At 71.5% G+C, this 24,611-nt stretch carries 20 protein-coding genes; 10 read left to right on the forward strand and 10 right to left on the reverse strand.

The features are described 5' to 3' along the window. Positions 1–376 precede the first annotated feature (376 nt). The 9 genes from Q0863_RS17060 (at position 377) to azu (ending at position 8,586) form a co-directional block, all read left to right on the forward strand. A complete protein-coding gene (locus Q0863_RS17060) occupies positions 377–982 on the forward strand; it encodes a plasmid pRiA4b ORF-3 family protein (protein ID WP_298581290.1) in 606 nt (201 codons plus the stop codon). Positions 983–1,098: 116 nt separating this feature from the next. Further along, positions 1,099–1,752 carry a thermostable hemolysin gene (locus Q0863_RS17065; protein WP_298581291.1) on the forward strand — a complete coding sequence of 218 codons (654 nt, stop codon included), beginning with the start codon at positions 1,099–1,101 and terminating at the stop codon, positions 1,750–1,752. Further along, positions 1,749–3,239: an AMP-binding protein gene (locus Q0863_RS17070; RefSeq protein WP_298581293.1), complete on the forward strand. Its 1,491-nt coding sequence runs from the start codon at positions 1,749–1,751 to the stop codon at positions 3,237–3,239. Before Q0863_RS17065 ends, Q0863_RS17070 begins: the two co-directional genes overlap by 4 nt. Next, positions 3,236–3,916, forward strand: coding sequence for an iron-containing redox enzyme family protein (locus tag Q0863_RS17075; protein WP_298581295.1), 681 nt, complete (start codon positions 3,236–3,238; stop codon positions 3,914–3,916). The genes Q0863_RS17070 and Q0863_RS17075 overlap by 4 nt, the downstream gene beginning before the upstream one ends. Next, on the forward strand, positions 3,916–4,752 hold the full coding sequence (locus Q0863_RS17080) for an SDR family oxidoreductase (RefSeq protein ID WP_298581297.1): 837 nt from the start codon (positions 3,916–3,918) through the stop codon (positions 4,750–4,752). The genes Q0863_RS17075 and Q0863_RS17080 overlap by 1 nt, the downstream gene beginning before the upstream one ends. Continuing rightward, positions 4,733–5,401, forward strand: coding sequence for a hypothetical protein (locus Q0863_RS17085; protein WP_298581299.1), 669 nt, complete (start codon positions 4,733–4,735; stop codon positions 5,399–5,401). Before Q0863_RS17080 ends, Q0863_RS17085 begins: the two co-directional genes overlap by 20 nt. Before the next feature lie 21 nt (positions 5,402–5,422). Then, positions 5,423–6,097, forward strand: a complete 675-nt coding sequence (locus Q0863_RS17090; protein WP_298581301.1) for a response regulator transcription factor — start codon at positions 5,423–5,425, stop codon at positions 6,095–6,097. A 17-nt stretch (positions 6,098–6,114) separates the two neighbouring features. Beyond that, positions 6,115–7,536, forward strand: a complete 1,422-nt coding sequence (locus Q0863_RS17095; RefSeq protein ID WP_298581354.1) for an ATP-binding protein — start codon at positions 6,115–6,117, stop codon at positions 7,534–7,536. A gap of 411 nt (positions 7,537–7,947) precedes the next feature. Continuing rightward, entirely contained in the window at positions 7,948–8,586 is a 639-nt protein-coding gene (gene azu / locus Q0863_RS17100; protein ID WP_298581302.1) for an azurin, read from the forward strand. A 90-nt stretch (positions 8,587–8,676) separates the two neighbouring features. Here azu and Q0863_RS17105 read toward each other — a convergent pair whose 3' ends face one another. The 7 genes from Q0863_RS17105 to Q0863_RS17135 are packed head-to-tail and all read right to left on the reverse strand — an operon-like array spanning position 8,677 to position 17,713. Continuing rightward, a complete protein-coding gene (locus tag Q0863_RS17105) occupies positions 8,677–9,693 on the reverse strand; it encodes an FAD:protein FMN transferase (protein WP_298581304.1) in 1,017 nt (338 codons plus the stop codon). 10 nt (positions 9,694–9,703) lie between these two features. After that, on the reverse strand, positions 9,704–10,321 hold the full coding sequence (locus Q0863_RS17110) for a nitrous oxide reductase accessory protein NosL (RefSeq protein ID WP_298581306.1): 618 nt from the start codon (positions 10,319–10,321) through the stop codon (positions 9,704–9,706). A gap of 11 nt (positions 10,322–10,332) precedes the next feature. After that, positions 10,333–11,157 carry an ABC transporter permease subunit gene (locus Q0863_RS17115; RefSeq protein WP_298581307.1) on the reverse strand — a complete coding sequence of 275 codons (825 nt, stop codon included), beginning with the start codon at positions 11,155–11,157 and terminating at the stop codon, positions 10,333–10,335. Continuing rightward, positions 11,154–12,077 (reverse strand): ABC transporter ATP-binding protein, encoded by a 924-nt coding sequence (locus tag Q0863_RS17120; protein WP_298581309.1) that lies wholly within the window; start codon positions 12,075–12,077, stop codon positions 11,154–11,156. Before Q0863_RS17120 ends, Q0863_RS17115 begins: the two co-directional genes overlap by 4 nt. Then, positions 12,074–13,390, reverse strand: coding sequence for a nitrous oxide reductase family maturation protein NosD (locus Q0863_RS17125; protein WP_298581311.1), 1,317 nt, complete (start codon positions 13,388–13,390; stop codon positions 12,074–12,076). The genes Q0863_RS17120 and Q0863_RS17125 overlap by 4 nt, the downstream gene beginning before the upstream one ends. A gap of 26 nt (positions 13,391–13,416) precedes the next feature. Next, on the reverse strand, positions 13,417–15,414 hold the full coding sequence (nosZ, locus tag Q0863_RS17130) for a TAT-dependent nitrous-oxide reductase (protein ID WP_298581313.1): 1,998 nt from the start codon (positions 15,412–15,414) through the stop codon (positions 13,417–13,419). A gap of 55 nt (positions 15,415–15,469) precedes the next feature. After that, positions 15,470–17,713, reverse strand: coding sequence for a NosR/NirI family protein (locus tag Q0863_RS17135; protein ID WP_298581315.1), 2,244 nt, complete (start codon positions 17,711–17,713; stop codon positions 15,470–15,472). 135 nt (positions 17,714–17,848) lie between these two features. Between Q0863_RS17135 and Q0863_RS17140 the strand changes: the two genes are divergently transcribed. Continuing rightward, positions 17,849–18,856, forward strand: a complete 1,008-nt coding sequence (locus Q0863_RS17140) for a hypothetical protein (protein ID WP_298581317.1) — start codon at positions 17,849–17,851, stop codon at positions 18,854–18,856. Between the two features lie 366 nt (positions 18,857–19,222). Here the strand turns inward: Q0863_RS17140 and Q0863_RS17145 are convergent, their stop codons facing one another. From Q0863_RS17145 to Q0863_RS17155, 3 genes are read right to left on the reverse strand one after another with little or no spacing between them, the layout of a single operon-like run. Further along, positions 19,223–19,930 (reverse strand): metallophosphoesterase, encoded by a 708-nt coding sequence (locus Q0863_RS17145; RefSeq protein WP_298581319.1) that lies wholly within the window; start codon positions 19,928–19,930, stop codon positions 19,223–19,225. Then, on the reverse strand, positions 19,923–22,451 hold the full coding sequence (locus Q0863_RS17150; protein WP_298581321.1) for a ligase-associated DNA damage response DEXH box helicase: 2,529 nt from the start codon (positions 22,449–22,451) through the stop codon (positions 19,923–19,925). Before Q0863_RS17150 ends, Q0863_RS17145 begins: the two co-directional genes overlap by 8 nt. Then, positions 22,448–24,343 carry a cisplatin damage response ATP-dependent DNA ligase gene (locus Q0863_RS17155; RefSeq protein WP_298581323.1) on the reverse strand — a complete coding sequence of 632 codons (1,896 nt, stop codon included), beginning with the start codon at positions 24,341–24,343 and terminating at the stop codon, positions 22,448–22,450. Before Q0863_RS17155 ends, Q0863_RS17150 begins: the two co-directional genes overlap by 4 nt. Between the last annotated feature and the right edge of the window lie 268 nt (positions 24,344–24,611).

The raw sequence follows: 24,611 nt of genomic DNA on the forward strand, positions 1-24,611 counted from the left end.
CCAGCCAGATGCGCCTTGCCTTTCTGTGAGCCTGCAGGTCGGACGGAGGAGATGGCCTGTACTCACGACGGCAGCTAGCGATGTGCCAATAATCGTTCGACTGCTTACGTGACGTCAAATGCTCTCAGGCGACGTCACTAGACGATTCATAAGCACAATCTATATTTATTTGTCTTTTGTTTTCAGTTAGTTAGTGATCCACTAAGTTCGCTCAACGTCAACTAACGTTGATCTAGGCTGACGTTCGTGTCAGATTTCCGAAGCCGGGGGTTCGAATCCCTCCAGGCGCGCCAAATCCCCCTGTGACAGATCTGTGCCGCGGCTGTGCCGATGCCATTCGGGCGGTTGGGCCGGATCGTTGGTAGCCCAAAGCGCCATGTCGATCCTTCAGCTACGTATCGAGCTGCTGCACATCGAGCCGCTGATCTGGCGCCGCATCCAGATGCCTGGCGACTGCACGTTCTGGGATCTGCACGTCGCCATCCAGAGCGCGTTCGCCTGGAACGACTCCCACCTGCATGAGTTCCGCCGTGGCGGCGACGGCGGCAACGACCTGCGCTTTGGCATCCCGCTGGACGAGGCCGGCGACGGCCTGCTCCGACCCGGTTGGGAGCACCGCGTGGCGGACGTACTGACCCTCGCCGACCCTGCGCTGGAGTACGCGTACGATTTCGGCGATAGCTGGGAGCACCGGGTCGTGCTCGAGGACATCCTCGAGCCGGCACCGGGCAGGCGCTATCCGCGCTGCGTTGCCGGCGAGCGTTCCGCTCCGCCCGACGACTGCGGCGGACCCGGCGGTTACCAAGACCTGCTGGCCACCCTGGCCGACCCCGCCGACCCGGACCATGCGTCGTTGCACGCCTGGGCAAGCAGCCAGAAAGGGCAGCGCGGCCGCTTCGATCCCGAGGCTTTCGACGAACAACGGGTGAAGTTCGCCAGGCCGGGGCCGCGCCTCAAGCGACTGCTGGCGGATCGCCGATAACGCCCGCGTGACCCAGCCGCACATGCAAAGGATGCGCGGCGGACGCGGCCGGCGACCAACGCGCCCCTAACAATCAGCTAATCGTCGGGTAATCGTGCGGCACCAGCATGCCGCGCATGGACAGACCGGCATTCCGCGAGACCTCCCGCCCCTGGATCCGATGCGAACGCGTCGACGCCGGCGATGCGCGCCGCGCGGAGGTCGAGAGCTTCATCGCCCACGTCTACCGTGCCCGCTACGACGCGCAGCTGCGCAGCTTCCTGCCGCACCTGCTCGCGTTCCGGGACCACAGCGACCGGCTGCGGGCGGCCGTCGGCCTGCGCACCGGCGACGAGGGCCCGCTGTTCCTCGAGCAGTACCTGGACCTGCCGGCCGAGGCGGCGATCGCCCGGCACGGTCGCCGGGTCGCGTCCCGCTCGCAACTGGTCGAGGTCGGCAACCTGGCCGCACTGCGCGGCGGCGATGCGCGCGCGCTGATCGAGCACCTGACCGAGGCACTGCATGCCGCCGGCCTGCACTGGGTGCTCTTCACCGCCACGCGGCAGGTGCGCAACGCCTTCGATCGCCTGCACCTGGACACGGTGGTGCTGGCCGACGCGGAGCGCGCCCGGCTGCGGGACGATCCAAGCGACTGGGGCCGCTACTACGAGGTACAGCCGAAGGTGCTGTTCGGCGACCTGGCCGCCGGTCGTGCGTTCCTGCAGGCGCGTGGCCGGACGGCACCGCGCCCGTCCGGGTGTCCCGGCGCCACCGCGGAAGCGCTGGCATGAGCGGCGACACGGACCTGCTCGACGCGCTGGCGAACTCGCCGATGCGCGTGCTCGGCGACGAGGTCGCGCTTGGCGGACCCGCGCTGCGTGCACGGGCGCTGGCGATCGCCGGCGCATTGGACGCGCGAGGCGCGCGGGTGGTCGCCAGCCGGCTCGACAACGGTCCGGACTGGCTGGCGCTCGATCTTGCGCTCAACGCGCTGGGCGCGGTCCACGTGCCGATCCCGACGTTCTTCAGCGCGGCCCAGGCCGCCCACGCCATGGCGCGCAGCGGCGCGGACCTGTGCGTGCTCGACGCCGGCGCGGGCGCGCAGCGTGCCGATACCGCGCCGCTGGTGGCGGGGCTGCAGGCGCGGATCCTGCCCGGGCGGGGCGCGACGATCCCGCCGGGCACCGCCTGCATCACCTTCACCTCCGGCACCACCGGACAGCCCAAGGGCGTGTGCGTCGGCGCGCATGCGATGCGAACGGTGGCGTCGGCGCTGGTCGAGGCGTCGGCCCCGCTGGCACCGCGCCGGCACCTGTGTCTGATGCCGCTGTCGACCCTGCTCGAACAGATTGCCGGGCTCCATGGCGCACTGGCGTCGGGAGCCGACATCGCCGTGCCGTCGCTGGCCCGGATCGGCTACAGCGGAGCGGCAGGTCTGGACGTGCCGCGCCTGCTCGCGTGCCTGCACCGCTACGCACCGCACAGCGCCATCGTGTTCCCGCAGTTGCTGCTGGCGCTGGTGACGGCAGCGGAACAGGGTCTGGCCCTGCCGTCCTCGTTGCGCTTTGTCGCGGTCGGCGGTGGCCGGGTCGGGGCGCGGCTGCTGGCCCGCGCGGCGGCGGTCGGGCTGCCGGTGTTCGAGGGCTACGGCCTGAGCGAATGCGTCTCGGTGGTGGCGCTGAACCGGCCCGGCGCGACGCGCCCGGGCAGCGTCGGGCGGCCACTGCCGCATGCGCGCGTCTCGGTCGTGGACGGCGAACTGCAGGTCACGGGGGTGCGCTGCATCGCCTACCTCGGCGAGGACGCACCACCCCCCGGTCCGATCGCGACCGGCGACCTGGGCCACATCGACGACGACGGCTACGTGCACGTCACCGGCCGTCGCAAGCACATGTTCATTACCGCCTACGGCCGCAACGTCTCGCCCGAATGGGTCGAGAGCGAACTCACCCAGCATCCGCTGTTCGCGCAGGCGGTGGTGATGGGCGAGGCACGGCCGTTCAACGTCGCCGTCTCCTGGCTGCGCGATCCCGATGTCGACGACGCCGCGGTGGCGCGCGCGCTGTCCGCGGTCAACGCGGGCCTGCCCGACTACGCACAGGTGGCGCACGTGGTCCGCGCCGCGCGTCCGTTCTCGGCCGCCGACGACCTGCTCACCGACAACGGACGCCCGCGCCGCGACGCGATCGCCCATGCCTACGCCGATGCCATCGCCCGCGTGTACGGCGACGCGTCCGACGCCCCGTTCCCGCTTCCCGCACAGGAGTTGCCCGCATGAGTTTCCACGCCCGACTGCTCGACCAGACCGCCGACGCGCGCGCCGGCCTGGTCACCCTGCCTGTCATCCAGCAGGCCCTCGCCGGCGCGATCGCGCGCGAGACCTACGTCGCCTTCCTCACCCAGGCCTACCACCACGTGCGCCACACGGTGCCGCTGCTGATGGCCTGCGGCGCGCGGCTGCCGGCGCGGCTGGAATGGCTGCGAACGGCGATCGGCGAGTACATCGAGGAGGAGATGGGGCACCAGGAGTGGGTGCTGGACGACATTGCCGCCTGCGGCGCCGACCGCGACGCCGCGGCCGCGTCGGAACCGCTGCTGGCGACCGAGCTGATGGTCAGCTACGCCTACGACACCATCGCCCGCGGCAATCCGGTCGGCTTCTTCGGCATGGTGCTGGTGCTCGAGGGCACCAGCGCGGCGCTGGCCACGCGCGCGGCCACCAGCATCGAATCCTCGCTCGGACTGCCGCGCAACGCCTTCAGCTACCTGCTCTCGCACGGCGACCTGGACGTCGAGCACGTGGGCTTCTTCGAATCGCTGATGGACCGGCTCGACGATCCCGCCGACCAGGCCGCGGTGATCCATGCCGCGCGCCGCTTCTACGTGCTCTACGGCGACATCTTCCGTGCCCTGCCCGCGCCCGCCCTGGCGCCGCGCCAGGCGGAGGCGGCGTGATGGACCTGGAGGGCCGGACCGTGCTGGTGACCGGTGCGACCGGCGGCATCGGCGCGGCGCTGGTCGATGCCCTGCTCGCGCGCGGCGCCCGGGTGCTGGCGGTTGCGCGCGACGCCGGCCGGCTCACCGCGCTGGCACGGCGGCATCCGGCCGGCGCGGTCACACCCTTTGCCGCCGACATCACCCGTGCCGGCGACCGCCACGCCCTGCTGCAGCGTGCGCGCAGCTTCGAACCCGCGCCGTCGGTCCTGGTACTGGCCCACGCCCAGGCGGCGTTCGGCCTGCTGCAGGAACAGGGCGACGAACTGCTCGAGGCGGTGGTGCGCAGCAACCTGGTCGCACCGATGCAGCTGGTGCGCGAGGCGCTGCCGATGCTCGGACGGCACGATGCCGCGGCCGTGGTCGCGGTCGGCTCGACCTTCGGCAGCCTCGCCTTTCCCGGCTTCGCGGCCTACAGCGCCAGCAAGTTCGGCCTGCGCGGGCTGTTCGAGGCGCTCGCCCGCGAGCACGCCGGCGGCCCGGTGCGCTTCCAGTACCTCTCCCCGCGCGCAACCCGCACGCCCTTCAACAGTGCGGCGGTGGACGCGCTCAACCGTGAACTGGGCACGCGCGTGGATCGCCCCGAGCGCGTTGCCCAGGTCCTCGTCCGGGCGATCGAACGCGGCAGCCGGCGCCGCCAGCTCGGTTGGCCCGAGGCGCTGTTCGCCCGCATCAACGCCCTGTTCCCTGCCCTCGTCGACCGCAGCCTGGTGCGGCAGCTGCCGCTGATCCGGCGCCATGCCGGCGGTCCATCCCACGCCACCCCGGAGTCCCGCCATGAACCCGTTCCGTCGTAACCGCATCGTCGCCGCCTTCTTCGCATTGGGCCTGCTGGCGCCCGTCATCGCCTCCGCCGGCGGCGCGCCGGCGCCCGCGGTGGTGGCGATCCGCGACCAGTGGGCGCAGGTCGCCTACGTCACCCCGAAGGCGCAGCGCGCATCGGCGTTCGAATCGCTGGCCAGCCAGTCGGCCAGGCTCGTCGAAGAACGCCCGAAGGACGCCGACGCACTGATCTGGGATGGCATCGTCCGCTCCAGCCTCGCCGGCGAGCGCGGCGGTCTGGGCGCGCTGTCGCTGGCCAAGCAGGCGCGCCGCGACTTCGAGGCGGCGATCGGGCTCGATCCCGACGCGCTCGAAGGCGCCGCGCACACCAGCCTCGGTGCGCTGTACTACCAGGTACCGGGATGGCCGATCGGCTTCGGCGACGAGGCCAAGGCGCGCCAGCACCTCGAACGCGCGCTGGCGATCAGCCCGGACGACATCGACGCGAACTACTTCCACGGCGATTTCCTGCGCGAGCAGCGCGACTGGGCCGGTGCGGCGGCGGCGTTCGAGAAGGCGCTGGCCGCGCCCGCGCGGCCCGGCCGCGAGGTCGCCGACCGCGGCCGCCGCGCCGAAGCCACGCGCAAGCTGGCCGAGGTCCGCGAGCGGCTTGCCCGCCGCTAAGCCGCGGCACAGACTGCGCCGATGCGCGTACTGCTGGTCGAGGACGATCCGTCGCTGGGGGAAGGCCTGCGCACCACCTTGCGGCGCGCGGCCTATGCGGTGGACTGGCTCCAGGATGGCGCGAGCGCGCTGGCCGCGATCCGCGACGGCGGCATCGACCTGGTGGTGCTCGATCTCGGCCTGCCCCGCAAGGACGGGCTGGATGTCATCCGCGAGGCACGGCAGTCCGGCGCCACGGTCCCGATCCTGGTCCTCAGCGCGCGCGAGCGCGCCGCCGACCGCATGCTCGGCCTGGACCTGGGCGCCGACGACTACGTCGGCAAGCCGTTCGACAGCGGCGAGTTCCTGGCGCGCGTGCGCGCGCTGCTCCGGCGCAGCAGTGGCCAGGCCAGCCCGACCCTCGCCTTCGGCGGACTCGCACTCGACCCCGCCTCGCTCACCGTGACCTGGCACGGTCGCGTGGTCGACCTGCCGCGGCGCGAGGTCGCGCTGCTGCGGCTGCTGATGGAGCGCCCGGGACGCATCGTCCCGCGCGAGACCGCGCAGCAGCGGCTGTACGGATGGGACGAGGATGTCGCCAGCAACGCCGTCGACGTGCTCGTCCACCATCTTCGCAAGCGCCTGCATCCGGGCCTGATCCGTACGGTACGCGGCGTGGGCTACGCGCTCGACGACGCGGACGCCGACGTCGCGTGACCTCGATCCGGCGCCTGCTGCTGGTCGGGCTGATCGGCGTCATGTCGCTGGTCATGCTGGTTGCCGGCGCCTTCAGCTACCTGGCCGGCCTGCAGGAAGCCGGCGAGATGTTCGACGCCAAGCTGGCGCATTCCTCGCGCGTGTTGATGAGCCTGGTGGACGTGCCGCTCGGCGAGCTGGACGATCGCGGCGATACCGGCGAGCCGCTGGTGGTCGCGGTCTGGCAGGGCGCGGCGCAAGGAGTGGGCGAGGCGCTCGCGTTTCCGACGGGCCACGCCTACGAAACCAAGCTGGCGTTCCAGGTGCGGGACCCGGGCGGCCGCCTGCTGCTGCGGTCCGACAGCGGGCCGGATACCGCGCTGGCGCCGCTCGAGCCGGGCTTCGCGGACGTGGTGATCGGAGGCGAACACTGGCGCAGCTTCACCCTGCGATCGCCCGGCGGACGCTGGTACCAGTCCGCCGAACTGGCGGACATCCGCGCCGAGCTGGCGGGCGACATCGCGGAGGGCACATTGCTCCCGCTGCTGCTCGCCATCCCGTTGATGGCGCTCCTAATCTGGGCGCTGGTCGGCTGGAGCCTGCGCGGATTGCAGCGCGTGTCGGGAGAGGTGGAGGTGCGCGCGTTCGATCGGCTCGAGCCGCTGCAGGCCGATGGCGTCCCACGCGAGGTGCAGGGACTCGTGGCTGCGATCAACCGCCTGCTGGCGCGGCTGGATGCGGCGTTCCAGCGCGAACGACGCTTCACCGCGGACGCTGCGCACGAACTGCGGACGCCCGTTGCCGCCCTGCGGGTCCATGCCGAGAACCTGCGCGGGACCAGCGACGCCGTCGAGCGCGCGGCGATCCAGCGCCAGGTCGAGGCGGCCGTGCAGCGCGTCGAGCGGCTGGTCGAACAGCTGCTGCAGCTCAGCCGCGTGGAGCCGGGCGTGCCCGGGCGCGCCCCACGCCGCGTCGATCTGCAGGCACTGGCCCAGGCGCACGTGGACGAGCGCCGCGCGCTCGATGGCGGACGCGGCCTGGCGATCGAACTCGACGACGCGAACTGCGAGGTGACCGGCGACGAGGCGGCGCTCGATGCGCTCGTCGGCAACCTGCTCGACAATGCCTGCCGCTACGCGCCGGACGGCGGCACGGTGCGTGTCCGCACGCTCCGCGACGGCGATCGTGCACTGCTGGTGGTGGAGGACAGCGGGCCGGGGATACCGGAGGACGCGCGCGAACGGGTGTTCGAACGTTTCCACCGCGAGCTGGGCACCGGCGTGCTGGGCAGCGGACTGGGACTGTCGATCGTTCGCCAGGTGCTGGACCTGCATGGCGGAACGATCCTGCTCGATACCTCGCCTGCCCTCGGCGGCCTGCGCGCCACCGTCTCGCTGCCTGCCGCTGCGCCCGTGGCTGGCCAGGACCAGGGAAACGAAGGGGTGCCGGCGACGCGCTGAGCGCGCACGGACGACGTGCTCCGTCGCAGTCGCTCGTCGACCAGCGTCGGAGCCGCGGCGAGGGTTGGCGCGCAGGGCCCGCTCCCCGGGAACGGGATACGCGGCGCAACGCATCACCACAAGGAAGGCGCAGTGCACGCTGCTGCAGCGTGACCAGGACTGGGGGTCCGGGCCGCCTTCCACAGGATGCGATCCGCGCGTTTTCGTACCCTCCACCAGGACCGATTGTCCCGGGTCCTGCGCGTGATCGGCACGCAGCGGGCTGTCTGCCGCGGATCGCGGTCCGGCAGCGTCGGCACGCCGCCTGCCTGCGCGCAGGCAGGGCGTATCATGTGCGACGCGATGATTTCTTCACATGGCGCAACATCGTTTGCGGAACCATGTTTCCCGTTCCCTCCAGGAGGTTGCTGAATGAACATCAAGATCACCCTGTTGACCGCCGCATGTGCGCTGGCCCTTTCCGCCTGCGGTGACAAGTCCGAACCCGCCGACTCCGCCGCCACGCCGGCGACCAGCGAGGCGCCGGCCACCATGACCCCGCCGGCCGACATGGCTCCGGCCGCCACCGCGCCGGCCGATGCGGCTCCGGCCGCCGCCGCACCCGTGGACCCCGCCGCCACGTCGTCGACCGCGCCCGCCAAGGGCAGCAAGGTCGCGGTCATCAATGGCTGCGAGACCGAGATCGAAAGCAACGATGCGATGCAGTTCAACGTCAACTCGATCACCGTCCCGGCATCGTGCTCGGAGTTCAAGATCACGCTCAAGCACGTGGGCAAGATGCCGGTGGCCGCGATGGGCCACAACGTGGTGATCACCACCTCGGACAACATGCAGCAGGTCGCCGCCGACGGCATGGCCGCCGGCCTCGAGGCCGACTACGTGAAGGCCGGGGACGACAAGGTGATCGCGCACACCGAGATGATCGGTGGCGGTGAGACGACGTCGGTGACGTTCGACGTCAGCAAGATCCAGGGCGGCGGTCCGTACAAGTTCTTCTGCAGCTTCCCCGGCCACGCGGCGCTCATGAACGGCACCATCGCCGTCGAGTAATCGACCGCGCCAGGCACCACCCGGCGGGGGCTTCGGCCCCCGCTTTTTTTGCAAGCTCGACAGTGCGGTTGCCGCGCGTGTGGGTTGGGGCTAAGCGCCGATGGCGGGGCCGGTCACGTTCCCGGCCGCATCGACCGACCAGGCGCGTACCGCGGGATAGTCCGCAAGCAGCCGCGCGTGGCGCGCCGGCGCCAGGATCGACAGCGTCGTGGACAGGCCGTCGGCGAGGGTGGCCCGCGGCGCCGCGACCGAGACCGAGGCCAGGTGGTTGGCGCTGCGGCCCGTCGCCGGATCGAGCAGGTGATGCAGGCGCGGGTCCGTCCCGAAACGCGTGCCATGCCCCCCCGATGTCGCCAGCGCGGCGCTCTGCCCGCGACCGCTGCCCAGCGGCAGTTCGAACAGGGTCCTGCCCGTTGCGTCCGGCGCGGCCACCGCGGCGCGCCAGGCGCCGCCATCGGGCCTGCGCCCCAGTGCACGTCCCTCGCCCAGGTCGACCAGCACGTCGCCGAAGCCGTTGGCCAGCAGCAGGTCGGCCACGCGGTCGGTGACGAAGCCCTGCGCCACGCCGTTGAGGGTGATGGCGGCGCCGGCGCGACGCAGCCGGATCCGGTGGGCGCCGAGCTCCACATCGCCGAAGCCGACGCGCTGCCGGACCTGGGCGATGGCCGCGGGCGGCGGCCCCTGCGGCGACGCGCCGGGACGGGCGAAGTGATCGAAGTACAGGCGCAGCAGCGGCTGCACGCTGGGATCGAAGGCGCCGCCGCTGGCATGCGCCAGCGACAGCGCGAACGACAGCAGCTCGACCAGCTCGATCGGCGGCTGCTGCAGCACGCCGGCCGCGTTGAGGCGCGACAGCGCCGAACCGGGTCGATACAGGCTGAAGATGGACTCCAGCCGGTCCACCTCCGCCACGCAGCGCGCGATCATCGCCCGGGCATGCGCGCGGTCGGGGTGGACCAGGGTCATCGAGGCCGCCGCGCCCATCGCCACGCCCTTCCAGACGGTCGGGCGCGACGGCGGCGGCGACGCGGCGAGCACGCGCCCCGGCAACCAGGCCGTGGCGGCACCAGCGGCGGCGATCGAGAGGAAGCGGCGGCGCTTGAGCATGGCGGGATCCTCAGTGGTCCGCGTGATGGCGATGGCCATCGCCTTCGGCGGCGGGGCGGTCGTCCGCGGCCGGTGCGTCATCGCCCGGCAGGGCACCGTCCGTTCCCGCGGCCGCCGGCGCCGGCGATGCGAGTTCCACCGGGCCGATCACGTAGTCGTCGGGAATCGCGTCCAGGCGCAGGACGCGGCCGCCGTGGCGGGCGCGGAACGCTTCGGCGTCCGGCTCCGACGAGAACGGCACGGCCTCGTTGGCGCCCATGCCGCCGCGCATTGCGCTGTCGACCACGAACCACGCCGCGTGCGCATCGACCCAGGTGCCCGGTTCGGGCTGCGCCCACTGCCGCGCCTTGCCCATGTCGTTGACGTAGACGGCCGCGACATCCTTGGCTTCCTCGGGCAGGCGCAGGAAGGCGATCGTGTCGCGCACCGACGAGAACCAGACCGGCTCGGCGCGACTGGCCAGGTGGACCTGGCCCTTGGGTCCGTCATGGTCGGCGAGCAGCATCCCGCAGTAGTGGCCGGTCGCCTCGTCGGAAACCTCCACCGGCGCGGGCGGCGGCCCGGCAGGCGCGACCCTGTCGCAGGCCGCCGGCAGCAGCATGGCCAGGCCGGCTGCGATCCAGCCCATCCGGGCGATCCTCATATCGGCTTTCTCCTGAAGGCAAGGACGGCCAGCGCCAGTGGCGCCACCACCCAGGCGGCCAGCACCGCGAACAGCAGCGCCGGTGGCGGTGGCGCCGCGTTGCCGGGGCCGGCCAGGCCGCTGTAGACGGCCACTCCGTCGTTGGCGGTCATGTTGAAGATCCGGTAGACGTCGGCGGGGTTGAGCAGCAGCGCCAGGTTCAACACGTCCTGGGTCACGTAACGCCCCTTGTCGGCCACCAGGATGCCCAGCAGGGCCGTGTCGTAGAGCAGCACGAACAGCAGCCACAGCCCCACCGCCAGGCCGGCGGCGGTGGCGCGCTCGCGCACCAGGGTGCTGGCCAGCACGCCCATCGACACGAAAGCGGCGCCGAGCATGGCCGAGGTGAGCACCATCGCCACGAACGCGCTCCATGCCGGCGCGCCGATCCCGCTGCGCATCGACAGCGCTGCGGCCGCCACGCCATAACCCAGTACCGTGGCGATCGCGAGGATGCTGCTCTGCCCCAGGGCCTTGCCGACGACGACCTGCCACCGCGCCACCGGATACGCCAGCAGCAGCATCAGGGTGCCGCGCTCGTGCTCGCCGACGATCGCGTCGAACGACAGCAGCAGCGCGATCAGCGGCACCAGGAAAATCGTGAGGCTGGCCAGGCTGACGACCACCACCGCCAGCGGATCGGCCTTGACCACGCCGGTAGGCGCGCTGCCGAGCAGCACCAGCGACAGCGACAGCGCGGCCAGCAGCACGGTGGTGGCCACCACCCAGCGGTTGCGCAGTCCGACGCGGATCTCCTGTGCGGCGAGCTTGAGCACGTTCATGCCGCCGCCCCTTCGCGTTCGACCAGGCGCCGGTAGAGGTCCTCGAGCCCCGCGGCCCGCGTTTCCACATCCTCGACCGCGTCGCCCATCGCCGCCAGCGCGCGCAGCGCGGCCATCTTCCCCGCCGCCGGCACGCTCAGCGCGAGGACGTCGCCGTCGCGCGCGGTGCAGCGACTGCCCGGCGGCAGCGCCGCCAGCAGCTGCGTCGTCTCGCAATCGCGCACGCGCAGCCGCAGCCCGGCATCCGGCACCACGCCGGCGCGCAGTTCGGCCAGCGTGCCCGCCGCCAGCAGCGTGCCGCGATGCATCACCGCGACCCGGTCGACCCGGTGCTCGACCTCGGCCAGGGCGTGGGTACACACCAGCACCGTGGCGCCGCTGCCGCGCAGCATGTCGATGGTATTGAACACGTCGAGCCGGGAGGCCGGATCCAGCCCGCTGGTCGGCTCGTCGAACAGCAGCAGCTTCGGCTCGCCGATCAAGGCCTGCGCGATCCCGAGCCGCTGGCGCATGCCTTTCGAATAGGTCGACACGCGGCGGTGCGCGGCGTCCGCGATCCCGACCAGCGACAACAGCTCCGGGTTGCGCCGCGGCGACTGGCGCTTGAGCCCCGCGTAGAACGCCATCAGCTCGTGGCCGGTCATCGCCCCGTGGAACGCGACGTTCTCGGGCAGGAACCCGAGCGCGCGCCGCGCCTGGGCGCCCTGCGCACCGGCCGGGTCGAGGCCCGCCACGTGCACGCTGCCCTCGTCGGGCCGCACCAGCCCGAGCAGCAGCTTGATCAGGGTGGTCTTGCCGGCCCCGTTGTGGCCGACAAGCGCGGTCGCCTCGCCGGCGCGCAGCGCCAGGCTGACGTCGCGCACGGCGACGACATCGCCATAGCGCCGGGTCACGCCGCTCCATTGCGCGATCGTGCTCATCGCGACGCCTGCCCGGCCATCGCCGGCGGTCGCATCAGCGGCGCGCTGTCGACCACGCCGCCCGGATACAGGGCCGGGAACCGCGCCTGCGCCCACCGCACCATCTGCACGGCCGGGCTGCTCACCAGCACCTTGGCCTGCGGCAGCGTCCAGAGTATCTCGTCCATCACGTCGTTGGGGCGGTACGGCCGGTCGGCGATGCCGTCGCCGTCCAGGTCGTAGGCGGGATTGTCGCTCCAGTAGTTGCCGCGGCCTTCCGATGCCCAGTCGACGTAGCGCGTGCCGACGTACTTGACCTGCATCCGGTTGGCGACGAACGCATTGTCGACCATGGTGTTGCCCTCGGAGCCGGCGGTGAAGTGGATGCCGACGGGGCAGCCCTCGAACCAGTTGCCGGTGATGCGGTTGCCGTTGGCGCTGTAGACGAACACGCATTTCTCGCCGCCGCCGCGCACGATGTTGCCGACCACCTGCGAGGCGTTGGTGGAATTGAGCATCAGGCCGTGGTCGCGGTCGTTCTCCGAGACGTTGTCGCGGATCTCCAGGCGTTCGGAATACATGATCGCCCAGCCGACATGGTTGCCGCGCGAACGGTTGCCGATCACCCGGCTGTCGTTGGTGTACATGTAGTGGATCGCGAAACGCAGGTCCGAGAACGTGTTGTCCCGGAACGTGTTGCGCGTGCTGACCTTGACGAAGATGCCGTCGCGGCCATGGCTGATGGTGTTGCCGACCACTTCGGCGCCGGGGGCGTTCCAGATCGAAACGCCGTTGCCGGCTTCGGCCAGGCGCAGGTCCTTGCGCCCGGTGATGACGTTGTCGCGCACGATTGAATCTGCGGCGCCGTGCAGGTAGACGCCGAACAGGTTGTCGACCAGGTGATTGTCGTGGATGTCGGCCCGCGGCGCCGATTGCCGCACCAGGATCGCCGCGTCCATCGCCGGCAGGTCGAGGCCGGAGCCGGTGATCTCCAGGCCGTGGACGCGCACGTCCGGCGCCGACACGGTGACCACGCTGCCTGCGCCAGGGCCGGCCAGCACGGCGCCGTCGTCGCCGGCCAGCGTGAGCGGCCGATCGAGGACGACCGGGCCGGCATGGCGCCCCGCCACCAGGCGAACCGTGTCGCCGGGCGCGGCCGCGTCGATCACCGGCTGCAGCGGCGTGCCCGGCCGCACCCGGTGTTCGGCGGCCGCCAGCGGGCCTGCCGCTGCCAGCGCTGCCAGCGCGACGAGCACGCAGCCCACGCCGCGTGCTGCCGCCTGCGCCGGAGCCGCATCGTGACGATGCGGCTGCCGCTGGCGCCACCGCGCCATCGGAGCGTTCCCGCACTGCAAGGCGGTCAGGCCTCGACCAGCATCCGCCCCTTCATCTCCATGTGCAGGGCATGGCAGAACCACTGGCAGTAGTACCAGTAGACGCCGGGGCGGTCGGCGACGAAGGTGACCGACGCGGTCGCCTGCGGGCCGATCTCCATCGCGACGCCGTAGTTGACGATGGTGAACCCGTGGGTCAGGTCCTCCACCGTGTCCTTGTTGGTCACGTAGACGGTGACTTCGTCGCCCCGCTTGACCTTGAAATCGGTCAGGCTGAAGGTCGGCGCGACCGAGGTCATGTAGACGCGCACCTTGTTGCCGTCGCGGATGACCTGCGACGCAGAATCCAGGTTCACGCCATCGGCCTCGGCCTGCTTGCGCGCGTCCTCCCAGGTGGGGTCGGCACGGTCCCAGACGTTGACCGGGTTGACCTTGGAACGGTGGATGATCTCGATGTCGTGCGGCTCGGCGAACGAGGGGCCGTCGTGCACCAGGATCATCTCGTCGCCGGAGATGTCGATCAGCTGGTCGTTCTCGGGCTTCAGCGGGCCGACGTTGAGGAACCGGTCCTTGGAGAACTTGTTGAGCGACATCAGCCACTTGCCGTCGGCCTCCTTGCTCTCGCCCATCGAGGTATGGTTGTGGCCCGGCTGGTAGTGCACGTCCAGCTTCTGGAGGATCGGATCGACGTCCTCGCCGTTGAACAGGGCCACCGCCTTGGCGACGTCCCACTTGACGACCTGGCTGTCGATGAACAGGGTCGTGTAGGCGTTGCCGCGCCCGTCGAACGCGGTATGCAGCGGCCCCAGGCCGAGTTCGGGTTCGGCCACCACCGTGTCGCGCGGCTGGATCTTGCCCGCGAACAGGTCGGGGAACCTGCGCACGTCGAACACGGTGACGGTCGGCGAGAGCTTGCCGTTGACCACCACGTGGATGCCGTCGGGCGCGGTATTGATGCCATGCGGGCTGTTGGGCACCGGCACGTAGCGGGTGTACGGCGACTGGGCTTCCTTGCGCCCGTCCAGGACCGGCACCCCGCCGATCGTCTGCGCCTTGCCCTCCGCCACCGCCGCTTCGATCGCCTTCAGGTCGAAGATCGTGATCCAGTCCTGTTCGGCCGCGGTCGATTCCGCCAGCGTCACGCCTTCCTCCGAGTTGTAGCAGGTGGAGAACGCATACAGCCCCTGGTAATCGCAGTCGACGTTGTCGAGGTTGCCGCTCACGATGATCTGCCAGGCGACCTTCATCGTCTCGCCGTCGACCGCGGTGAAGATGCACTGGTACTGCGAGGGATCGTCGAGGTTGGCGCCGTTGTTGGGAACCGGCACGCTGTCCTCGCCGTTGCAGAACACGTATCCGGTCTTGGGGAACTTCTGCAGGCGCAGGCCGTGGACCGTGTGCTGGTTGGGCAGCTCGATGATCTTGTCGCACTTCATGACATCGCAGCGGATCCGGGCCACCCGCGTGTTGGCCTTGTCGTTGACATACACGTAGCGGCCATCGTGGGCGCCGTCGGTGAACGACATGTGCGGATGGTGCAGGTCGCCGTTGAGGTAGGTGCCGCCGCGGCTCTCCAGGTAGCGCCTGGTTTCCGGGGTCAGGCCTTCGGTCAGGATCTTCAGGCTCTCGTTGGTCTGGCCCCAGCCCGTGGCGCTGCAGCGGTTGAACACCGGCACGCGCATGAGCACGCGCATCGACGGCATGCCGACGATGCGCAGCTCGCCGCTCTGCCCGCCGGACAGGAACCCGTAGTACTCGTCGAGCTCGCCCGGCGCGATGTGGGTCTTGGCCAGCGCCGCGGCCGCGTCGGTGCTGCCGCCGGCGGCGGGCGTCGCCCCGGCCGGCGCTGCGGCGCCATCGCCCGGCGCGCCCTTGTCGCCGCAGCCAGAGAGCAGGCCGGTCGCCGCGATGCCACCCGCGGTCAGGGCCATGACGCCACCCGTCAGCACGCTGCGCCTGCCCGAATCCGGGAGCGTCGCGCCGTCGGGGGACCCGGTCATCGATTTGCGCCTGTCGTCACTCATGTTCGTTCTCTCCGCTCTGGTAGTTGGGTCCGTCTGGCCGCGGCAGCGACCTGGTTCACGGCCGGGCATCCGCGGCCGCGGGTGCATCGCCGGCATCGGAGATCACCGCGACGGGGATCCCCTTCGCGATCGCCTCGCGCTTTTCGCGCTTGAGCCGGCGCTGGATCTTGACCGGGCACTTCCGGTCGCTGTGGTACAGCACCTGGCAGTGCAGGCACGAGATGCATTCGTTGGGGTTGATGTGGCCCTCCGGGTGGATCGCCTCCACCGGGCATTCCTTGAAGCAGCGCATGCACGGATTGCCGCATTCGCGGTAGCGCTTGAGCCAGTCGAACATGCGCATCCGCCCGGGGATCGCGAGCGCCGCGCCCAGCGGGCACAGGTAGCGGCAGAAGAACCGCTCGACGAACAGCCCGGCCACGACCAGCGCCAGCGCGAACAGCACGAACCACCACTCGCGCATGAAGCGCAGGACGATCGCGGTCTTGAACGGCTCGACCTCGGCCAGCGTCTCGGCGTAGGCAAGCGAGCCCAGCGATACCGCGAACAGCGCGAGGAAGATGATGTACTTGACCGGCCACAGGCGCTGGTGGACGGCCCACGGGATCTTCAGCTGCGGCACCTTCAGCGCCCTGGCGATGCGGTTGCTCAGTTCCTGCAGCGCGCCGAACGGGCACAGCCAGCCGCAGAACGCGCCGCGCCCCCAGAAGATCAACGCCACCGCCACCGAACACCACAGGATGAAGATCAGCGGATCGATCAGGAACGACGACCAGTTGAACCCCGTGCGCAGCGCGCTGGCGAACGTCAGCACGTTGACCACCGACAGCTGCGCCTGGGCGACCCAGCCCAGCCAGAACAGGGTGATGGCAAGGTAGCCCAGCCGGATCCGGTCGAACAGCTTCTCGCGTTTGACCAGCGCATCCTGGAAGAAGAAGATCCCGGTCAGCGCGACGAGCATCGCGCCGAGCATGGCGATGGCGACGACCTTGCTCTGCCAGATGCGCTTCCACAGTGGATCCGCCGCGTCCTCCTCGAGGAAGGCGTGCGCATCGGCCGGCGCACCGGCGCGCGCCGGCATGTCGGCGCGCGCCCCGGCCTGCGCCGGGCCCATGCCCGCAGCCGTCGACTGCGCCGGCACGCCCCGGGTGTAGCTGGCCGGGATCGAGTACGGCAGGTCGAACGAGACGAACGCCTTGCTCAGCGCGCCGGTGGCCCGCTGCACCAGCAGCTGCAGCCGCCAGGGCTGCGCCGGGTCGAACTCGCTGCCTTCGGGAATGACGAAGATCCCGATCTCCTTCAGCGAGGGCGCACCGTCGGCCGCGATCGTGCCGACGCGCCGGTGCAGCTGGTCGCGGAAGCGGATCGTCTCCGCGCCCTGGAGCAGCTCGATGCGGTCGAAGATGCCGCCGCGCACGTACCCGGACCCCTTGAAGGAGTAGGTCCCGTCGCCCGCGACGAGGATCGCGTGCTGGTCGGGCGCCAGCATCCCGAGCATGGTCGCGTATTCATTCTCGCCCAGCAGGCTGCGCCCGATCGCCGGCTGCGACACCAGCGCCACGTAGAGGTCGATGAACGGATCGTCGGGCGCGCCGCGTTCCCGGCGTCGCGCCGCGACCGGGTCGCCAGCTTCGACGAACCTGCGGTTGACGTCGTCCACGGTCAGGTGCAGGTGCCGAACCGCCCCCTCGTCCACCAGCTGTTGCCAGCCGACGACCGCGCCTGCCTCGGGATCGAGCGTGCGCGCTGCCGCCTCGTGCGTGGTGCCGGTACCGCCCAGGCCAAGCAGGCGCGAGACCCGCACCGCCGAGCGCGTGATGCTTTCGCCCATCACCAGCGCGGTGACGGTGGCGCCGCTGACCAGGTCCACGCGCGGCGGCCCGCTGCCGTCGGCCGCCGCCCGGAGCGGGTTGTAGCCGATGTAGGCGGCCATGAAATCGACCACGCGCTGCTCGGGGATGCCGATCAGCACGATCGGTTCGCTGTGTTCGACCAGCTTCAGCCCAACGATGGTGCCGGCCGTGTCCAGCCCCACCAGGATGTGGATCGGCTTGCTGGAGTACCCCGCGGTGTCGACGTACTGCGAATTCAGGTAGGCGTAGCCGACCAGCTGGTCGCCCCTGAACACCTGCGCGACGGGTGGAGACGGCCGGGTCGGTCCAAAGCGGTCGGCGCCGGGGACCAGGTCGCCGGGCGCGACCTTGTTCACGAAAGTATCGAACGTGGCCGCCTGTTGCGCACCGACCGGCTGCCACGCCAGCGTGGCAATCAGGATGGCGGCCAGGACGGCGCGCCACATCACGCTGGCAGTTCCACGGGACCCACTCCCTTCGATGCCTGTGTGATGATGGCCGCTGGCAAGCCGCAGCCACCCTCACAGTCCGCGATGGCGGCGAGTATAGGCGAGGTCAATGACATGGGTCGAACACCTTCCATGCGCGATCCGCATGCCGCGCCCGCGCGCGACGACGAGGATCGCGACCGCCGTCACAGCCCGGCCAGCGAGTACGCGCGCAGGCGATCACGCCTGCACCGCGATCCCGACATCGACGTGGTCGACATGGCCACCCTGGTCTCCATCGCACGGGCCATCGAGGACGAGGCGGTGCGCCGCTATGCGCTGCTTGCCGGACTGATGGAGGCGCGCGGCGAACCGGCGACGGCCGCGGCGTTCCGCGTGATGCTGGACGAGGAGCGCAGCCATGTGGCGGCGGTCGATCGCTGGGCCGCGTCGGTCGGCGAGCCCGGCGTCGCCGCGACGGAGGTCGAATGGCTGTTGCCCGAGGACCTGTCGCGTTCCTGGGACGAGATCTCGGGCAGCGCGCTGCTGACGCCCTACCGCGCCTTCGCCGTGGCGGTCGAGAACGAGGAGCGCGCGTTCGCCTTCTACGCCTACCTCGCCGCGCGCGCGGAAAACGCGCGGATCCGCGCGGAAGCCGAGAAACTCGGCGCCGAGGAGTTGCGGCATGCGGCGCTGCTGCGCGGCTGGCGCCGCCGCGCCTACCACCGCGAGCGTCGCGCGCAGCAGACCACGCGGACGCAGGTCGATTCGGTCGCGATGCTGCGCGAGGTCGTGGCCCGGCACGAGTCGGCCATCGCTGCGGCGCACCTGGCGTTGGCGTCGCGGCTGCGCCGCGCCGGCGACGAGGCGGGTGCACGCCTGCTCGAGGGCGCCCTCGGCACGACGGCCTCGGCCGCCGATGCCCGGCCGGACGTGGAAGCTGTGACGGCCGGCGGCACGCCCGGCGCGCAGGACCCGGAGGATCCACGCCACCTGCTGGTCGATGCACAGAAGCCCCTGGAGGCGCTGGTCGACGTGCTCGAGGGTGTCATGGCCACGGCCGACGGCGAGCTGTTCGAGGAAGCGGCGGCGGCGGTCGGCAGGACCCTGGAGCGGATCGCCCGGATCTCTTTCCGGATCGGCGGTTCCGGCGGCGCGTAGGCGACGCAGCGTATCGGCAAGCGCGTCCAGCCACGGCGCCATCGATTGCGCACCCGCACCGGTCGACCCGTGAGTGGCCGCCCGATCGGTGCGACCAGCCACCGTGCTCCGGACGACCCCTCAGCACCCGAGCCGTTCCATCGCCCGCACGATGCCTGCCGTGCTCTCGCGCGCCTGCTGGAGCGCGCGCTTCAGATCTCCGCACGCCATGGCGTGCGAATGCGTCGCATCCTGCCGCCTTGCGTATCGGCATCGCTCCTTGCAGGGAGGCCGGACGCCCGCCCCGTGACAGCGCTCCACGCTTGACCCGAAACCGGGTCAACCGGTTCCTCGCGGCAACGGCGCGGGCGGTTGCGCGCGCTGGCCTCAGGGCAGCCGCAGCAGCTGCCGGCCATCGCACAGCACGCTGCCGTGGCTGTCGCCGCGCGGGATCGGATGCCCGCCGGTGAACGCGGAGAAGGCGGGCAGCACGGTGCACGCCGGACGCAGCCAGAACAGCGGATGGCGCCCCAGGGCGCCGGGCAGGCGCAGCACCGGATGCAGGTGGCCACAGAGCACGTGGCCTTCACCCGCCTGACCCGGAAAGGCACCGCTGTGGGAGCGCGCTTGCGCTCGAAAACGTTCGCGACCAAGGTCGCTCCCACTGGGCGGCGGCGCGTGGCGGAATTCGAACGGACCTTCCACCACGCCCTCGGGCAGGCGCTCGACGCCTGCGGCAGGCGCGTCGAAGGCGCGATCGTGGTTGCCCGGAATGACGGCGACGTCCACCCGCCCATGGGCCTCGCGGAAATCACGCCATGCCGCATCCACCGCCGCGTTGCGGCGCGCATGCAGGAAATCGCCCAGGATCCATAGCGAGCGCGCACCGGTCTGTGCCAGCAACGCCGCGAGGCGGGCGAGATCGTGCGCGGTGCCGCCGGTCGGCACGGCGATGCCGGCTGCGCGGAAGGTGTCGCCCTTGCCCAGGTGCAGGTCGGCGATCAGCAGGCGCCGGCGCGCCGGCCAGTACAGGGCGCGATCGGCGAGCAGGCACACCGGTTCGCCGGCCAGCTCGAGCTCGAGCGTTTCAGCCATGGCGCCTTTCCAGGCGTTCGGCGGCACGCTGCACGCGCGTGCGCCAGTCCTCGCTGCTGTGGCTGCCGCGCATGCCTTCGGCCCACAGCGGGAACGACAGCGGGGTCAGCGTCTTCGGCTGGCGCAGGTCGATGCGGGCGGCGTGGCAGCGCGCCAGCACGGCACATAGCGCCCGCACCTCCAGCTGGGCCTCCAGCACCTCGCGTTCGGCCTGCTCCAGCAGCAGGTGGCCGGGGTCGTGGCGCTGCAGCACATCGAACAGCAGGCCGCTGGAGGCCTGCAATTGGCGCAGGCTGCGCAGCGCGCGACCGGGCAGCGAGGGCGGCAGCAGGCCGGCCACGCGCGCGATCTCGCGGAACTGGCGGCGGGCGAGTTCGGCCAGGTTGGCGCCGCCGCGCAGGTCGTCGAGCAGCTGCGCGGGATCGAGCAGCGCGCGCAGCGTGTCCTCGTCCATCTGCGTCTGCGCCTGCGCGGTGAGCGCCAGGCCGTAGTCGTTGACCGCGAAGCCGAAGGTGTTCGGCGCCAGCCGGCTCCAGCGCAGCGCCAGCAGCGCGGCCAGGCCCTCGTGCACGCCGCGTCCGGCGAACGGGTACAGGAACAGGTGCCAGCCCTCGCGCGTCTTCGCGAACTCCGCCAGCAGCGCCCCCGGCGCCGGCAGGGCCGAGATCCGCGCCTGCAGGTCCAGCAGCGGTGCCAGCGCGCGCAGCTCCGGACTGTCGCGCGGGCCTGCCAGCACCTGCGCCACGCGCGCGCCCAGTTCGCTCGACATCGGCATGCGCCCGCCCTGCCAGCGCGGCACGGTGCCCTCGCCCTTCTTCGCGATGCGCACGTAGGCGGTCATGTCCTGCAGCCGCACCAGCTCCAGCGTGCGGCCGGCGAACTGGAAGCGGTCGCGCGGGCGCAGGCGCGAGAGGAAACCCTCCTCGACGCTGCCCAGGCTGCCGCCGCGCAGCAGCTTCACCTGCAGTGCGCCATCGCTGGTGATGGTGCCGATCGACAGCCGATGGCGCTGCGCGATGCGGCGGTCGGTCACGCGATACACGCCGTCCTCGCCCACCACGACGCGCGTGTATTCGGGATAGTGCTGCAGCGCCCGTCCGCCCTGCACGACGAAGGCCAGCACCGCCTGCCACTGGGCATCGGCCAGTGCGGCGAAGGCATGCGTGCCACGGACTTCGGCCAGGAGCGCCGCGGGTTCGAAGCCGCCGCCTAGCGCCAGGGTGACGCAATGCTGCGCGAGGACGTCCAGCGAGAGCAGCGGCGGTGGCCGCGATTCGATCTCGCCCTGCGCCAGGGCTGCGCGCGCGGCGGCGTACTCGGCCAGTTCCAGCGCGTGCGTCGGCGCGCAGACGATGTGGCCGGCCTCGCCCGGTCGATGGCGCGCACGTCCGGCACGCTGCAGCAGGCGCGCCATGCCCTTGGGGCTGCCGATCTGGATCACCTGGTCGACGGCGGGAAAATCCACGCCGAGATCGAGGCTGGAGGTGGCGACCACGCAGCGCACGCGGCCTTCGCGCAGGCCCTGTTCGACGAAGGCGCGCAGCTTCGGGTCGAGCGAGCCGTGGTGCAGGGCCAGGGTGTCGGGGTCGTCCAGCCAGGTGGCGGACAGCGCGCGGTGCCACAGTTCGGCCTGGGCGCGGGTGTTGGCGAACAGCAGGGTGGTGCGCGCGGCCTGCAGGCAGGCGGACACGCGCTGGACCTGCGACAGGCCGATGTGGCCGGCCCAGGGGAAGCGTTCGCCGGCTTCGGGCAGCAGGGTCTGCAGCGACATGCTGCGCGGCCGCGCCGCCTGCAGGATGGCGGCGCCGGGGGCGTGCGGCAACAGGACGTCGCGCGCCTGTCCGAGGTTGCCCAGCGTGGCCGACAGGCCCCAGATGCGCACGCCCGGTGCCCACGCACGCAGCCGGGCCAGGCACAGCTGCAGCAGCACGCCGCGCTTGTTGCCCAGCAGCTCGTGCCACTCGTCCACCACGATGCCGCGGAGGCCGGCCAGCTGCGCGGCGGTGTCCGGGTAGCTCAGCAGCAAGGCCAGCGATTCGGGCGTGATCACCAGCGCATCGGCGCGTCCCTGGCGTGCCAGGCGCCGGTCGCGCGAACTCGCGTCCCCGGTCCGCATCGCCACCGTCCAGTCCAGGCCCAGGGCCTCGACCGGTTCGCGCAGGGCACGCACCGTGTCGCTGGCCAGCGCGCGCAGCGGCGTGATCCAGAGCAGGCGGGTACGGGGCCCGGCCGGCTTCTTCCTGGGGGTCGATGTCTTGCTGGCGGTCTTCGAACGTGCGGGCGCCTTCGCGCGTGCGGTCCTCGCCGCGGCCTTGCGTGCCTCGTCGAGCGCGTCGAGCAGCGGGCCGCCGAGCGCGGCCAGGGTCTTGCCGCTGCCGGTGGGCGTGACCAGCAATCCCGATTCGCCGCGCCGCCAGCGCCGCCAGGCCTCGCGCTGGAAGGACGCCGGCGTCCAGCCACGCGTGTCGAACCACGCCCCCAGTGGTGCGTCGAAGCGCGCGCGCCGCGCATCGTCCTTCATCGCGCCAGCGCCCGCAGCGTGTCGAGCCGGTCGGCTTCGGCCGCGGGCTTGTCCTGGCGCCAGCGCAGGATGCGCGGGAAGCGCACCGCGATCCCGGACTTGTGGCGCGACGAGCGGTTCACCGCCTCGAAGCCGAGCTCGAACACATGCACGCCCGGCACCGAGCGCACCGGGCCGAAGCGCTCGAGCGTGTTGGCGCGGATCCAGCGGTCGAGCCGGAGGATCTGCGCGTCGTCCAGCCCGCTGTAGGCCTTGGCCACCGGCACCAGCGCATCGCCATCCCACAGGCCGAAGGTGTAGTCGGTATAGAGCGTGCTGCGGCGGCCGTGGCCGGACTGGGCGTAGATCAGCACCGCGTCGATGGTGAGCGGGTCGATCTTCCACTTCCACCAGTCGCCGCGGCGGCGTCCGCTCTGGTAGGCCGCGTCGGCACGCTTGAGCATCAGGCCCTCGACGCCGCGCGTGCGCGCCTGGGCACGCAGGTCGGCCGCGGACCGCCAGTCCACGGCCGACACCAGCGGCGAAGCGGCGATGCGCGGGTCGTCGTGTGCGGCCAGCAGCGCTTCCAGGGCGGCGCGACGTTCGTGCTGCGGGCGCTGCCGCCAGTCCTGGCCGTCGAGTTCGAGCAGGTCGTAGGCCTGCACCCGCACCGGCGTGTCGGCAAGGGTCTTCGGCCCCGGCTTGCGTCGCTGGATGCGCGTCTGCAGCGCGGTGAACGGCAGCGGCGCGTCCTCGCCGGGGCGCCAGGCGAGCAGCTCGCCGTCGAGCACGCAGTCGCGCGGCAGCGACATCGCCGCGTGCTCGATCTCGGGAAAGCGGCCGTCCAGCCGCTCCTCCCCGCGCGACCACAGCGCCACCTCGCCACCGCGGCGGATCAGCTGCAGGCGGATGCCGTCCCATTTCCATTCCAGCAGCCAGGCGTCGATCGGACCCAGCGCGCGTTCGATCGCATCGGGGTCGTTGGCGAGTGCGGGCGGTGGCGTGTCCGCGCGGTCTTCGTCGACCTTGCCGGGTGTGCGCGGCTGTCCCGCGGTGACGCCGCCGGACGCTGGACCGGTGCTGCCGGCGACAGCCTCGCTGGTCGGCGCAGGCGTGGCTTCCCTGTCGTTGTCGTTGTCGTTGTCGTTGTCGTTGTCGTTGTCGTTGTCGTTGTCGTTGGCGTTGTCGTTGGCGTTGTCGTTGCCACCGCCGCCGGCGTCGGCTTCGACCGTGCCTGCCGCGGCGCCGGGACGCAACGCGGCCTCCAGCGGCGTGGCGAGGAAGAACGGGTACGGCTGCTGGCGGTCGCTTTCGAGTTCCTCGTGCGACAGCAGCGCGGCCAGGAACTGCGGCGTGGGCTGCCAGCTGCCGAGCATGCGCTGGGCGATGCGGGCGATGTCGATGCCGCTCATCTCGGCCAGCGCCTGCTGCACCATGCGCTGGGACACGCCCACCCGGAGCGCGCCGGTCAGCAGCTTGTTGAACAGCAGGCGCTCGTCGAAGCACAGGCTGCGCCAGGCCTCGACCACCACGGTGCGGCGCACTTCGGCATCGCGGTTGGCGACCGGCAGCAGGCGGCGCTCGATCCACTCCCACAGCGGCACGTCCTCGCCCGGCTGCCTGGGATCGTCGAGCAGCAACGCCAGGGTTTCGGCCAGGTCGCCGACCTGGTCGTAGCTGTCGTCGACCAGCCAGTCGGGCAGACCGGACTCGGCCGCGATCCACTCGCGCAGTTCGCGGGTGTTGGCGATGCGCTGCTTCGCACCGGCGATCTTGCCCCCGGACAGCAGGTGCAGCGCCCAGGCGGCATCGCGCGGCGGCGCTTCGCGGAAGTAGCGCGCCAGCGCCGCACGCTTGTCGAGCGTGGCGGTGCTGCGGTCGAGTTCGCGGTAGAGGGCGGCGAAGCGGCGCATGTCAGGCGCACCCCATCGCGTTCCGTCGCACGGCCCCTTCCCCCGCCTGCGGGCGAAGGCTGGGATGGGGGCAAGGCCGTGGTGCGATGCCCGGCGATTCCGCGACCTGCCGGACCCCCACCCCGGCCCTCCCCCGCGCGCGGGGGAGGGAGCGAGGCCGTGCGGTGCAACGGGTCGCCAACATGTGCGATGCCTCCTTTCCACATCCACTGCGAGCGCGCACCAGCGCCGAGCGCCTGTCGAGCGTGGCCGTGCTGCGGTCGAACTC

The sequence above is a fragment of the uncultured Luteimonas sp. genome, from assembly GCF_947492465.1.
Classification (GTDB): Bacteria; Pseudomonadota; Gammaproteobacteria; order Xanthomonadales; family Xanthomonadaceae; genus Luteimonas.

Bases quoted from the DNA above. Each gene is read 5' to 3' on its own strand.
- Q0863_RS17105 (WP_298581304.1), bottom strand. From the start codon at position 9,693: ATGCTCAAGCGCCGCCGCTTCCTCTCGATCGCCGCCGCTGGTGCCGCC.
- Q0863_RS17155 (WP_298581323.1), bottom strand. From the start codon at position 24,343: ATGCGCCGCTTCGCCGCCCTCTACCGCGAACTCGACCGCAGCACCGCC.
- Q0863_RS17060 (WP_298581290.1), top strand. From the start codon at position 377: ATGTCGATCCTTCAGCTACGTATCGAGCTGCTGCACATCGAGCCGCTG.
- Q0863_RS17085 (WP_298581299.1), top strand. From the start codon at position 4,733: ATGAACCCGTTCCGTCGTAACCGCATCGTCGCCGCCTTCTTCGCATTG.
- Q0863_RS17125 (WP_298581311.1), bottom strand. From the start codon at position 13,390: ATGGCGCGGTGGCGCCAGCGGCAGCCGCATCGTCACGATGCGGCTCCG.
- Q0863_RS17110 (WP_298581306.1), bottom strand. From the start codon at position 10,321: ATGGGCTGGATCGCAGCCGGCCTGGCCATGCTGCTGCCGGCGGCCTGC.
- azu (WP_298581302.1), top strand. From the start codon at position 7,948: ATGAACATCAAGATCACCCTGTTGACCGCCGCATGTGCGCTGGCCCTT.
- Q0863_RS17090 (WP_298581301.1), top strand. From the start codon at position 5,423: ATGCGCGTACTGCTGGTCGAGGACGATCCGTCGCTGGGGGAAGGCCTG.
- Q0863_RS17120 (WP_298581309.1), bottom strand. From the start codon at position 12,077: ATGAGCACGATCGCGCAATGGAGCGGCGTGACCCGGCGCTATGGCGAT.
- Q0863_RS17065 (WP_298581291.1), top strand. From the start codon at position 1,099: ATGGACAGACCGGCATTCCGCGAGACCTCCCGCCCCTGGATCCGATGC.
- nosZ (WP_298581313.1), bottom strand. From the start codon at position 15,414: ATGAGTGACGACAGGCGCAAATCGATGACCGGGTCCCCCGACGGCGCG.
- Q0863_RS17135 (WP_298581315.1), bottom strand. From the start codon at position 17,713: ATGTGGCGCGCCGTCCTGGCCGCCATCCTGATTGCCACGCTGGCGTGG.
- Q0863_RS17075 (WP_298581295.1), top strand. From the start codon at position 3,236: ATGAGTTTCCACGCCCGACTGCTCGACCAGACCGCCGACGCGCGCGCC.
- Q0863_RS17140 (WP_298581317.1), top strand. From the start codon at position 17,849: ATGCGCGATCCGCATGCCGCGCCCGCGCGCGACGACGAGGATCGCGAC.
- Q0863_RS17150 (WP_298581321.1), bottom strand. From the start codon at position 22,451: ATGAAGGACGATGCGCGGCGCGCGCGCTTCGACGCACCACTGGGGGCG.
- Q0863_RS17080 (WP_298581297.1), top strand. From the start codon at position 3,916: ATGGACCTGGAGGGCCGGACCGTGCTGGTGACCGGTGCGACCGGCGGC.
- Q0863_RS17070 (WP_298581293.1), top strand. From the start codon at position 1,749: ATGAGCGGCGACACGGACCTGCTCGACGCGCTGGCGAACTCGCCGATG.
- Q0863_RS17145 (WP_298581319.1), bottom strand. From the start codon at position 19,930: ATGGCTGAAACGCTCGAGCTCGAGCTGGCCGGCGAACCGGTGTGCCTG.
- Q0863_RS17115 (WP_298581307.1), bottom strand. From the start codon at position 11,157: ATGAACGTGCTCAAGCTCGCCGCACAGGAGATCCGCGTCGGACTGCGC.